7 protein-coding genes and 2 rRNA genes (1 of these 9 running past the window's edge) are annotated in these 12,938 nt (G+C 41.0%); 7 read left to right on the forward strand and 2 right to left on the reverse strand.

Features of this window, described 5'->3' with window-relative positions:
• From UABAM_RS32670 to UABAM_RS32695, 6 genes are all read left to right on the forward strand, one after another.
• Positions 1–2,271 (forward strand): 23S ribosomal RNA (locus UABAM_RS32670); it begins 763 nt to the left of the window's first position.
• 93 nt (positions 2,272–2,364) lie between these two features.
• Positions 2,365–2,474, forward strand: a 5S ribosomal RNA gene (rrf, locus tag UABAM_RS32675).
• Positions 2,475–3,074: 600 nt separating this feature from the next.
• The gene (locus UABAM_RS32680) at positions 3,075–4,400 is read left to right on the forward strand and encodes a lactonase family protein (RefSeq protein WP_152021819.1); all 1,326 of its coding nucleotides are present in this window, start codon (positions 3,075–3,077) and stop codon (positions 4,398–4,400) included.
• 198 nt (positions 4,401–4,598) lie between these two features.
• The gene (locus UABAM_RS32685; protein WP_152021820.1) at positions 4,599–8,039 is read left to right on the forward strand and encodes a protein kinase domain-containing protein; all 3,441 of its coding nucleotides are present in this window, start codon (positions 4,599–4,601) and stop codon (positions 8,037–8,039) included.
• A 9-nt stretch (positions 8,040–8,048) separates the two neighbouring features.
• Positions 8,049–10,445 (forward strand): protein kinase domain-containing protein, encoded by a 2,397-nt coding sequence (locus UABAM_RS32690; protein WP_152021821.1) that lies wholly within the window; start codon positions 8,049–8,051, stop codon positions 10,443–10,445.
• A gap of 13 nt (positions 10,446–10,458) precedes the next feature.
• On the forward strand, positions 10,459–10,854 hold the full coding sequence (locus tag UABAM_RS32695; protein ID WP_152021822.1) for a hypothetical protein: 396 nt from the start codon (positions 10,459–10,461) through the stop codon (positions 10,852–10,854).
• Here UABAM_RS32695 and UABAM_RS32700 read toward each other — a convergent pair whose 3' ends face one another.
• Both UABAM_RS32700 and UABAM_RS32705 read right to left on the reverse strand, forming a co-directional pair.
• Complete coding sequence (locus UABAM_RS32700) at positions 10,855–11,451, reverse strand: hypothetical protein (protein WP_152021823.1); 597 nt, start codon at positions 11,449–11,451, stop codon at positions 10,855–10,857.
• Between the two features lie 19 nt (positions 11,452–11,470).
• A complete protein-coding gene (locus tag UABAM_RS32705) occupies positions 11,471–12,334 on the reverse strand; it encodes an endonuclease/exonuclease/phosphatase family protein (RefSeq protein WP_152021824.1) in 864 nt (287 codons plus the stop codon).
• Positions 12,335–12,399: 65 nt separating this feature from the next.
• On the opposite strand from UABAM_RS32705, the gene UABAM_RS32710 reads away from it, so the two are divergent.
• Positions 12,400–12,906 carry a hypothetical protein gene (locus UABAM_RS32710; RefSeq protein ID WP_152021825.1) on the forward strand — a complete coding sequence of 169 codons (507 nt, stop codon included), beginning with the start codon at positions 12,400–12,402 and terminating at the stop codon, positions 12,904–12,906.
• The last annotated feature ends 32 nt before the right edge of the window (positions 12,907–12,938 follow it).

Here is a 12,938-nt window from a genome sequence, read left to right on the forward strand (position 1 = left end):
CGACACGGAGCCCAAGCGAAAGCGAGTGTGAATAGCGCGACAAAGTCGTATGTGGTAGACCCGAAAGCCAGTGATCTAACCATGGCCAGGGTGAAGCGGGTGTAAAAGCTCGTGGAGGCCCGAATGCACTGATGTTGAAAAATCAGGCAATGAGCTGTGGTTAGGAGTAAAAGTCTAATCAAACTGGCCAATATCTGGTTCTCTCCGAAATAGCTTTCGGGCTAGCCTTTCGTGGTAGCATGTGGGGGTAGAGCGACTGAATAGGTCAGTGGGGGCCACCAGCCTACCCTACTTAATCAAACTCCGAATACCACATGTGGAATCGAAGGAGTCAGACTATGGGGGATAAGCTCCTTAGTCAAGAGGGAAACAGCCCAGACCGCCAGCTAAGGTCCCGAAGTTAAGCTAAGTTTAAAGGAGCTGGGAGTGCGATGACAGCTAGGATGTTGGCTTAGAAGCAGCCACCATTTAAAAAGTGCGTAATAGCTTACTAGTCGAGCATTCCTGGGCCGAAAATTGAAGGGAATAAGCTTAACACCGAAGCTGCGGATCCGTAAGGATGGTAGGAGAGCGTTCCATAATTAGGACTGAAGGTAGACCGTGAGGACTACTGGACAATATGGAAGTGATTATGCCGGAACGAGTAACGATAAAATGAGTGAAAATCTCATTCGCCGAAAACCTAAGGTTTCCTGGGGAAGGCAAATCCGCCCAGGGTTAGTCGGCACCTAAGGCGAGGCCGAAAGGCGTAGTCGATGGATAACAGGTTAATATTCCTGTACCACTTATGTAGCATTTGAGCAACGGGTTGACGAAGGAGGCTAGGTTAACCTCGTGGATGGTCGAGCGGGGCCAAGCGTGTAGGGAGAGGATCTAGGAAAATCCGGATTCTTGTTAATCCTGAGACGTGATGGGGGACAATAGTCTGTAGTAACCGATGCCATGCTTCCAAGAAAATTCTCGTAAAGCGAGTTGCATAAGTGACCGTACTAAAACTGACACAGGTAGGTGAGGAGAGAATCCTAAGGCGCTCGAGATAACCTCTGTTAAGGAACTCGGCAAATTGACCCCGTAACTTTGGGAGAAGGGGTACCCTTGATGGTGAAGGATGTACATCCGGAGCTGTTGGGGGGCGCAGTGAAAAGGCCCGGGCGACTGTTTACTAAAAACACAGGTCTCTGCCAAGACTTAAAGTCGATGTATAGAGACTGACGCCTGCTCAGTGCCGGAAGGTTAAAGGGAGGGGTTAGCTTCGGCGAAGCTCTGAACTAAAGCCCCGGTTAACGGCGGCCGTAACTATGACGGTCCTAAGGTAGCGAAGTTCCTTGTCGGGTAAGTTCCGACCTGCACGAATGGCGTAACGACTTGGGCACTGTCTCAACAGAGGACTCGGTGAAACTGTAGTAGCGGTGAAGATGCCGCTTACCCGCAGCAAGACGGAAAGACCCCGTGAACCTTTACTGCAGCATGGTATTGGGTTTTGGTATAGCTTGTGTAGGATAGGTGGGAGGCTTTGAAGTGGAGACGCAAGTCTTTGTGGAGCCGCAAGTGAAATACCACCCTTGTTATACTAGAATTCTAACTGGTGTCCGTAGATCCGGTACCAGAACAGTGCTTTGTGGGCAGTTTGGCTGGGGCGGTCTCCTCCTAAAAGGTAACGGAGGAGTTCAAAGCTACTCTCAGCACGGTCGGCAATCGTGCGTAGAGCGTAAAGGTAGAAGGGTAGTTGACTGTGAGACTTATAAGTCGAGCAGGTGTGAAAGCAGGACTTAGTGATCCGGTGGTCCCGAGTGGAAGGGCCATCGCTCAACAGATAAAAGGTACTCCGGGGATAACAGGCTTATCGCCTCCAAGAGTTCATATCGACGAGGCGGTTTGGCACCTCGATGTCGGCTCATCGCATCCTGGGGCTGAAGAAGGTCCCAAGGGTTTGGCTGTTCGCCAATTAAAGCGGTACGCGAGCTGGGTTTAGACCGTCGTGAGACAGGTCGGTCCCTATCTGCTGTGGGTGTAGGAGATTTGAGAAGGTTTGCCCTTAGTACGAGAGGATTGGGGCGGACGAACCTATGGTGCTCCAGTTGTCGCGCCAGCGGCATAGCTGGGTAGCTACGTTCGGAAAGGATAAGCGCTGAAAGCATATAAGCGCGAAGCCTTCTTCAAGACGAGATCTCCCTGAAGGGTCCTGGAAGACTACCAGGTTGATAGGCTGGATGTGTAAGTGCAGCAATGTACTCAGCTAACCAGTACTAATATCCCGTTCGACTTATCTCTCTATACTCCTCTTTGCTTTCTTTTCTTCCTCCTCTCTTGATTTGTCAAGATTGCAATATTATATAGAAATAGATATATACGGAATCAATTATATTCGGCGATCATAGTGAAAAGGTCACACCCGTTCCCTTCCCGAACACGGCCGTTAAGCTTTTCACGCTGATGGTATTGCCTCACGGTGAGAGAGTAAGTCGTCGCCGGATTCCAATCAACACGAACCCTGGTAGCTCAAAAGGCTGTCAGGGTTTTTTTTATGCCCATTCCACTTCACTCTTTCCTTCGTTTCTGCGTTCCTGAGTCTGACACCCATTTTCGAGTCTGACACCGTTTTTGAGTCTGACACCATTTTTGAGTCTGACACCATTTTTGAGTCTGACACCGTTTCTGAGCCTGAGACCGTTTTTGAGTCTGACACCCATTTTCGAGTCTGACACCATTTTTGTGTCTGACACCGTTTTTGAGTCTGACACCGTTTCTGAGTCTGACACCATTTTTGGACCATTTTTGGACACCGTTTTTGGAAATATCAGGTGCGCTAAAAAAATTGACAACTACTGCTGGAAAATAGAAAACTCGAGTAGATGAACTGATATCAAGCTAATTCATCTACTAAAGTAGTGAGTCTGACACCATTTCCCCACCATTTTCTTCATATGTTTTCTTCAGTAAAGTCAATTGGTAATAAGATTTACGTTTTAAACAGTTATGCCATGTATACTTGACACAGACTTTAGAAAATGATATGCTTTTTATAATGTAATCTTAATTGCAAAATAATTTTGATGTAGAAGGTGGAGAGTTGTATGAGTATTCAAAAAATAGTATGCATTTTTGTTCTTCTTTCGCTACATGTCGTAGCGCAAAATATTCCCGAAGCTCCCATAGAAGGCACACCTGTTTTTGAGGGCAAGGCTCTCATTGGTGTTTCTGACGCAGATCAAATTGCCACTGCGTATGCAAATGGAGTTTTACAACGTCTTCCCGGACTGAGCGATACATTAACTACTGTGAAACTTCCTTTAAATCCTAATCGTCCGCAAATGTCTACTATCAATGTATCCAATTCGGTGGTAAGTTGGCCACAAATTGTCGATGTATCGAAGGATGGATTGTATGCGTTTGTGGTAGAGACGCGAAGTGTTCCTAGTGTAAGTAAGGTGGACAATGTCTACACCGATTTACCTGTTGGCTCATTTTTAACGGTTATAGATATGCGTGACCTGGGTTTTCCACGTATTGTCGAACAACAACCAATTGCAACAAATCCTACATCAATCATGGTATTACCTAGCAAAAATTTATTGGCAATTACTTCAGAGGAGTCGGGTCGTGAATTGTGCCTTGCCTCTTTTCGTGACGGTCGCGTTGGTGAGTTATCGTTTTTTTCTATCCCCAATCGTCAGCATCAACACTTTAGAGGAGGTGTGAGAGCCGTTGCTTGGCATCCCTCGGGAAATTATCTTGCATTTAATATTTCCGATCGCGAGATTGCTTTTTATCGTGTTAACTATACCGATGGTCGTCCTACTAGTGTAACGCTTGTGGGAGAAAATATTACAGCGGGAGATTACATTAGTGCGGGATCTTTTACACCAAATGGACGTTTTTATATCATCCCCGATTTGAAGTGGGGAGATAAGCAAACGGATTATCTTTTCAATCCACATGGCAGAATCATTTCGATTGCTTTTTCTGAAAGCGGTGAACACCATATTTCTTCTGTAAAAAAAGTGGGTTATAGTCCAGAAGGATTTGCGATGAGTCCAGATGGCTCGCTGCTTGTTACCGTGAACATGAATCGCACTTACCTTCCTGATAAGTTTCCTGCAAGCATTTGGCCATATCGTAAGCGTAGTTCTTTAACTCTCGCGAAGCTGGATAATAATACGGGCGAAATTGAAATTATTGATGAATATGGTTTCAATGGTCTGTTGCCGGAAGATGCTGTTTTTGATGCTTCTGGGCGTAATTTAGCGGTGGCTATTTACCATAATCGTGAAGATGAGCCACGAGAAGGATTCATTGAATTTTGGAATGTTGACAAATCAGGAACACCTAAACTGAAACGTACAGGTTATAAAATACCTTGTATGCGTGGACTCCATGATCTTGTTGTTATTCCTAAGTAAATAGACTTTCTATAAACTCCAATCCGCTTAAGATAGTCTTTTGGTTATTTTAAGCGGAAAAGTCCTGGTTTAATACAAGCCTGTGCGAAAATTTTCTGTTACTTATTCGTATAAAATTGCTATACTATAAACTCTTGATAAATAAATACTTACTTGAGATTTTGCGGCAATTTTCTTTTGGAATACGAAAAGATCGCTATGAATGTGTTTATTCGCAACAAAAAAGGGGAGTTGTCAAAAATAAACGTCTCCGAGGACCAGTTACAAAAACTCGTAAAAGCGGGTAAATGGAAAATATTACAACAACAACCTCTAATTATCGAAAATCTCGAAGAATTACCAGATCAATCTTCTCCAGCGAGTACTCAAGTTTCCCCTTGTTTGACAACAGTACCATTTCTCCCTACCGAAAAATCTATCACACCACTACTCACAACACAAAAATCTTTTACCATAGGTGAGATTCTCTTAGATACTTACAAAGTCGTTGCATTGCTGGGAAAAGGCGGTTTTGGCGAAGTATATAAGCTACATCATTTGCAATGGAATGTCGAAATGGCGGGAAAAATTCCTCACCTCAATCTATTTCACAATGAAAATCTAAAGCAACAATATATTCGTGAGGCCGAAATATGGAGTTATTTAGGCCGATTTCCGCATATTGTTAGTTGCTATTATGTTCGAGAAATTAGAGGACTTCCTATTGTCTTTATGGAATATATCGCGGGAAGTAGTCTCGATGAATGGATTCGACAACATAATGTAGAGTACACTTCGTCTTTTTTGAAAATACTTGATATTGCCATTCAAATTGCCTGGGGATTACAATATGCGCATCTGCGTAAGATTATCCATCAGGATATTAAGCCAGCGAATATAATGATTAGTGAGTTAGGACTGGTCAAAATAACTGATTTTGGTTTGGCGGGTGCTTATTTACCTAATAAGCACTCCGAAAAACAGAGTATGACACCGGCCTATTGCTCTCCAGAACAGGCAAACAATGAAGATATTACGTATAAAACCGATATTTGGTCATGGGCCTTAACCGTAATAGAAATGTTGATTGGTAAACGTGTTTGGCAGTTTGGATGTTTAGCAGCGGAAATATTTAATTCCTCAGATAGTAAAATACATGATATACCAAAAAATTTGCAGATATTGCTCAAAAATTGTCTTGCTGACGACCCGCTACAACGCCCGGATAATTTTGCAGTAGTGGTTAGTGAACTACAAAAAATATACAAAGATATATCAGGTGAGTTTTATCGGCGAGAAAGGCCCAATGTTGTACAGTTTTTGTCGGACGAACTAAATAACCGCGCACTGTCATTATTTGATTTAAAAAAAGAGGATGACGTAGATGCTTTGTTAAAGCAAGCCATCGAAAAAGATCCACAACATTTGCATGCCACCTACAACTATAGTTTGCGACAGTGGCGTAAAGGAAAAATTACGGATAACGATCTCCTACAACGTTTGTATTTGCTGGAAAAGAACTATACAAATTATTGGGAATACTGGCTCTTCGTAGGTTTCGTCCATTTAGAACGTGGAGACCAAAGCTCCGCAAATTTTGCACTGAAAGAGGCGTGTAAATACGATACAAATGTAGAGCAAAGTGTCAAAAATGTGAGATCTCTACTCGTACGGAGTACCGAGTTGCTTTGTGAATTATGCGGCCACGATGATAGTGTTCGTTGTATAGACGTTGATAAAAGTGGTATGCAGGCTGCTTCTGGTGGTTGGGATAATACGCTTAGGGTTTGGGATCTCCATGACAAAAAATGTGCGAAAGTGTTTCGCGGGCATAATCATTATGTGGAAAGCGTAAAGTGGAGTTTTTGCGGAAAGAAATTGCTTTCTGGTAGTTGGGATAAGACCATAAAAATTTGGGATGTGGAGAATGAGAGATGTATTGCGACTCTTGTTGGTCATGAAAATCACGTGAATTTTGTTTCATGGAACTGTGACGAGCAAAAGATTATCTCTGCCAGTTGGGACAAAACCATTCGTATTTGGGATACGACAACACAAAAGTGTATCAATATTTTGCAGGGACATGAAGATTATGTTACCTCTGTTGCAGTCATTGATAAAGAGCGAGTGATTTCTTCCAGTAATGACCGGACTGTACGTATATGGAATGTCATGAGCGGCGAATGTCTTGGCATTCTCAAGGGGCATGAAGATATTATATGGCAAGTGATTGTTATTTCCTCTAGTAAAGTGGCGTCCGCGAGTTGGGATAAAACAATTCGCATTTGGGACCTTACGAGTAAAACCTGCGTAAAAATACTACACGGCCATCAAGCCGCTGTATGGAATTTATGCTTTGTACCACAAAATAATACATTGCTGTCGACAAGCTGGGATAAAACCGTTCGTATTTGGGATATTGAGAGCGCAAGATGTCTAAGGACTTTAGAGGGACATAAAGATCGGACCTATGGAATTGCTGTTGCGCCAGAAAAGAACATCGCGATTTCGACAAGTCTTGATAAGACGATTAAAGTGTGGCAATTGGGCAATAGTTTTCCCCCTTCGCCTTTGGGAATTGTTCGTCCGCAGAAAAGCGAATTTATTATTGAGTGCCAGCGGAAATTTCGCAAGGGAATGCGGAGCATGCAACAAGCGCTACAAGCTCAAAATTGGCAACAAGCGATTGGAACTCTTTCGCAAATGCGACAAATACCTTTTTATAGTCAGGACCGGGAAGTTCGAAAAGCATGTTCACTATTGTTGCCCCATGCTTCTCGCAAAAATTTGCGGGGCGCATGGCTTGATAAGATTTTAGTTGGTCATAAAAGTTACATTTCGGCAGTAGCTGCAAATGGTTGTTATGTGTTCTCTACAAGCTGGGATAAGACAGTTCGTATGTGGAATATTGAGTCCGCCAAAGATCATCCTCTCAATTTGAAGAAGTCACGTATTGAAAAAATAGCGATCGGGGAAAATAAAGCTGTTTTTAGTTCTGGCAAATTTGTATATATATGGGATATTGAAAATTTCGTGTGCTTGAAACAATGGCAATGCCAAAGTCGCGTTCGTTGTTTGTCTTTCAATAATGAAATACTTGCTTGTGGAATTTATGAGAAAATCTTATTGTTTGATATGCAGACAGGTGCGTGTTTGCGCGAAATGAGAGGTCATAATGGTTGGGTAGAGAGCATTGTATTTTCTGAGAATAATGAGATAGTAACCGCAGGTGCAGATAAAATAATACGTGTGTGGGATTTGGGTAATGGTGAATGCAAGCAAGAGCTCTTGGGACATACAGGTAGTGTTAAAGGAGTGGCGATTGCACAAAAAAACAACTATTTAGTCTCGGGAAGTTGGGATAAGACAGTACGTGTGTGGGATATGACTACGGGAAAATGTATGAAGATTTTGCGTGGACACGATGACTGTGTTTCTGATGTAGCGATGACCAAAGACGGCCAATATGTGATTTCGGCCAGCTGGGACAAAACAATGTGTATTTGGAATGTGGAAAAAGGCAACAGCGTAGAGGTGTTTAACGAGCATTCCGGTAGTGTATCAAGTGTATGTTTTACACCCGACGAACAATTTGCATTTTCTGCTGGGGAAGATAAAAAAGTGTATGTGTGGTATTTGAATTGGGATTTATTAATTTAAGGACACATTATGGATGATTCTAAAATACCGGATGATTTTAATTCTGATTCCGATTCCGCAAAGGAAGTAAAGAAAACAGGAAATGATTCCAATTTCAATATGCCAGATAGTTTTTTTGCAGATTCTATAGAAGAAGCACAAAAAACTGGCAATATTCTTGACCCAAAGATGCCAGACAGTTTTTTCGCAGACTCTATCGAGGAAGCACAAAAAATGAGCAATATTCTTGATCCGAAGATGCCGGATAGTTTTTTTGCAGACTCTGCAGAAGAGACACAAAAAACCGTCCAGATGGAGATGGCCGCTTCTAAAACATCCGATAGTTTTTTCGCAGATTCTGCAGAAGAAACGCAAAAAACCGTTAAAGGCCATTTAGTGGTAGAGAAACGAATTCCCTCGGAGATTTGTAGCGATGATTCACCGGAATTTGAAGCAATTGCACCTGGACAACAATTTGCCAATAGGTATCGAATCGAGGGGGAATTAGGTCGCGGAGGAATGGGGATTGTTTACAAAGCATACGACACAAGGCTGAAGAGAGTTGTGGCTCTCAAGTTAATTTTACGCGGAGAGATAAGAGATTTTCAGCGGTTTATACGCGAATCGTCGGCCATGGCACAGTTAAACCATCCTAATATTATCAAACTACACGACTTTGGTGAAAAACCGCAGCCATTTTTTACTATGGAGTACATCGAAGGCTTCACACTCGCGGATCTCATCAAAGAAAAGAAAATGAAAACAAACTTTCTCGTCGATTTGATGATAAAAGTATGTGACGCATTGGCCCACGCCCACAAAAATAAGATTCTTCATCGCGATATCAAACCTTCCAATATCATGATCACCAATGGTGGAGAACCAAAAATCGTAGATTTTGGGTTGGCAAAGGTTAAAGACTCCGAAGAAAAGAGTCTATCTAAAACCGGAGATGTGCTAGGAACAATACACTATATGTCGCCCGAGCAGATACATGGAAACCCCTCGGAAAAGAGTGATATTTATTCCATTGGCGCTACGATTTATGAAGCTTTGACGTATTGTCATGTCTACCAAGGAGATTCCTATCATAACATTCTTTTTCAGATTTTGCACCGCCCACCTATTCCGCCACGACAACTCAATCCCAATATTTCACCGTATTTTGAAGCGGTTTGCCTAAAGTGCATCGCGAAAAAAGAGCAAAAAAGATACGAGAGCTTTCGGCAGTTAGTGAGAGAGCTAAAGAATTTACGTGACCACAAGCCAATCATTGCCAAAAGATACACTTCGTGGGATGTCTTAAAAAATTTCATCGCGGATCACAAACTGGTTTTTGGCGCAATGGCGTTGATATTTTTTGTGTTAGTCGTTTCATTGGTGTTCGTAACAGATGCTTGGCGAAAAGCGGAGAAAGCAAAAACCGCGAAAGAAGTGGCTTTACGCAAAGTAGAAGAAGCAAACGATGACATGAGAGATTTTAATAAAGCTATCATTGAAGTCGTGGAAAGAATTCGATTGAGCGATAAATACGCAAGTTTTATTCTTGATCGGGATATCATAGAACCTCTAGAGTCGCTATTTAACAAATCCGTACATCTTAAAAACGCGGAAGAGTATATATTTTTAAGAGCAATTGTTTTAAGAAATCAAGATATTGGTCAGGGAATTAAGGACTACACAACGATAATAAAAAAAGATCCTAAACATTTCAGAGCTTACTACAACCGTGGTCGTTTATATTGCGAGCAAAAAGAATATAAAAAAGCGTTAGTTGACTTTAACAAATGCATAGAACTTGAACCTAGTTATTACGATGCTTATAACTGTCGTGGACTTATTTATCGTCATTTTGGGTTATATGAAAGAGCCCTTGCAGACTATAACCAATCCTTAAAACTCAATTCTAAGTATTCATTTGTTTACAGAAATAGGGGTGTTGTTTATCAAAATCTAAATCAACATGACAAGGCAATCGCCGATTTCAATAAAGCGGTACAAATTAACAGTGAAAGCTTTCAAGCTTATATCAATCGTGGAGTTTTTTATAGTAGTCGTAGATTATATAATAAGGCTCTTGACGACTATACTAGAGCTTTACTAATCAATCCGGGTGCTTTTGAGGCATATCATAACATCGGTTCTATTCATGCTATACACAAAAAATATAAAGAAGCTCTTGCTTTTTACAACAAGTCAATTCTAGTGGACCCTAGTCAGTTTCTAGCGTATCAAAGTCGTGGTAATGTTTATAAAAAGCTGGAGAAATACAAACTTGCAATTGAAAACTACGAAAAGGTGATATCTCTTACCCCAAACTATTGGAAACCGTATGATGGATTATACCAATGTTACAAAGCTCTAGGTAATGACAAAAGAGCACATTACTATAAAAAGAAGGCGGAACAATTTAAAAAGAAAAACTAGAAAGGATAAAGTCATGCTTGTATTTGTATGCATTATCAATGTAGTTGTGGGAATATATTTGGTAAATCTATACTACATGGCAATAAAAATGTTGTTAACTATACACCAGATAAATCCTTCATTACTGGACGTATGTTATGTATCACTTCCAGCATTTATCGCTATTTTCGGTGCGGTTTTGGTGGTTTCTTCCTTGGCAATGTTGATGAAAAAATCTTGGGCAGTGGTTGTTGCACAGATAAGTTGTTTGGCTATGGTGGTGTTATTTTTTCCTTATTTATATGGCTTGTATTATTTTAAAGGCAATGTTTTTCTTGCAGCACGCAATCTTGTAATTTGTGCTATTTTTCCATTACTACTAAATACATATTTAAAAAAATCTGGTATCTTCGCCGATGAGAATAAATAGTTACAATAGACTTTGTTCGGTAAAAATTCGGATAAAAATGCCCAAGAAAACAACCGTCCCTGAAGGCAAAATGAGAGTCATCAGCCAATACAATACCATTGCTGCAGGGTCGGTGCGATCAAACGGATCAGAACGCATTTCTTTTACATACTCACTACACAAAATACCTGCATATAGGCTAACACTAAAACAAAAAAAGGCCACCAACCACAAAGGTAAAGTAACAGGGGCAGAGATGTTGATGGTTTTGGCGATAAAGAACATGATGAAAAAACTGACAACAAATCCAATATTCGCCACTACGTCGCTGTGACTTTGTTGCGCATGGGCTTCGCTAAATATAGCGTAAGGTATGATAAACGGCGCTACTATCAAAGGTGCCGTCATGATTGTGAGAAGAATGCCGCCGATGAATGCAAAAAAACAAGACACTAGGGGATAATTACCTAGCCCAGACATTGATTTGGAATCATTCCACGCCGCTATGGAAAAAAATATTCCGATCACGATAAGCACAATGGCCGCAGCAGCTATTTGCCATCGAGTATTCCTCAGACGGCGTTGTAATTCTTTTTCTTCTACACTTTTCTCATCCATAATATTTTCCTATGTTCATTCAAAGTAAGTCGAAAGTACATTGCAAACCAAAGTGGTCGGAAGGGTATATTTGTTGCTCTTTATAAGTATGAGGGGTATTGCCGATCATTTTGATATTGCTAGCGCGCGTTGTTGTGGTTGTTTGCATATAGATACGATCATAGCGGGCACTTATGCCACTTTTGCTGGTGATGGCTGCAATGGTATTGATTTGTGGGACAAATGTAAGACCTTGTTGTTGCGGTTGCAATTGTTGCCAAACATCGCCAAAGTTTTCATCGTATAAAATACGGCTTTCTCGTTCATCACTAAAATTAAAATCGCCAAGAAGAATATTTGTTTGCGATGGATATCTTTTCAGATAGGTAAGGATGGTTTGTAGTTGCTGAGCGCGTTTTTGTGGTGCGTTTTTTGCTAAACGACTTGTCAAATGAAGTGCCGTAGCTGTAAACAATTCACTATTGATCTCCCACTGCGCAAAAATAAATTTTTTGTGGGGAGAAAAATAATAACAGTGTAATTCGCGAAAAGGAATACGACTTAAGAAAATTTGACCGTATGTTTCGATACCACCATGGCTAACATAATATTTGTTTACCCATGATTGCTGTAGGAGTTCCTCGAAGAAATCAGGTGTCACTTCTTGTAAGGCAATGATATCTGCCTGCGAATCGGCCAATATTTCCCACTGTAATTTTTGACGTTGTTCCGTAAACAATTTTCCAGGAGCATGAAGGTCAAAGAGAACATTAAAAGAAACAATGGTTACCTGCGAAATTGATTTTTTGTGTGAAGAATTGTGTGAAAAAACTTGCCAGTCGTTGTTGTGATAGACTAAGGATGGTAGTGTGACATCATAGTCTTTTAATTTGTTTTTTTTCATTTTTTACTCTGACTTTGTTAAATGAACAACCGTTCATAATTTTAGCAAATCGTAAGGAAAACTCAATGATTATCGTACAAAGAATTCGTACCGAATGGACAAAGAAATCGCGTAGTCACCCTGGTTCGGTGAAGAGAAATAGCACTCCTGATGTATGTGAGTGCGCGCATTTAAACGAAAAAGGGCAAATTTATCTGCAAAAGATCGAGTATCTTGAACGCAATGATTTTGAACCGCAACAAACTCTATTCGTCGATAATGCCGCAGAGATCACAAAATGTGGGATTAAGCTATCTTCGACAAAGGAAAAATGCGAAGTGAAGTTTGTATGGAGTTGGGCATATGTGGGAGAACCTGAACGTCGCAGTACGCAGGTTTTTAGCCTAAAGAAACAACAGTTTGGACAGTTGATTTTTAACGGACGCTTTGGTCATACATCGTCGAGTGGTAAAGAATGGACCTATGAGAAAAATGTCATTAATGTTTATTTTGCAAATGATTTCTGTAATAGCGACTTCTTACTGGATAGAGAACCAGACAAACAATTCAAAAGCTTAGAACGCATACGCTAGCTTATGCACGAGATAAAAAATCACAGGCACTG

The organism is Candidatus Uabimicrobium amorphum, assembly GCF_009002475.1.
GTDB classification, from domain to species: Bacteria; Planctomycetota; Uabimicrobiia; order Uabimicrobiales; family Uabimicrobiaceae; genus Uabimicrobium; species Uabimicrobium amorphum.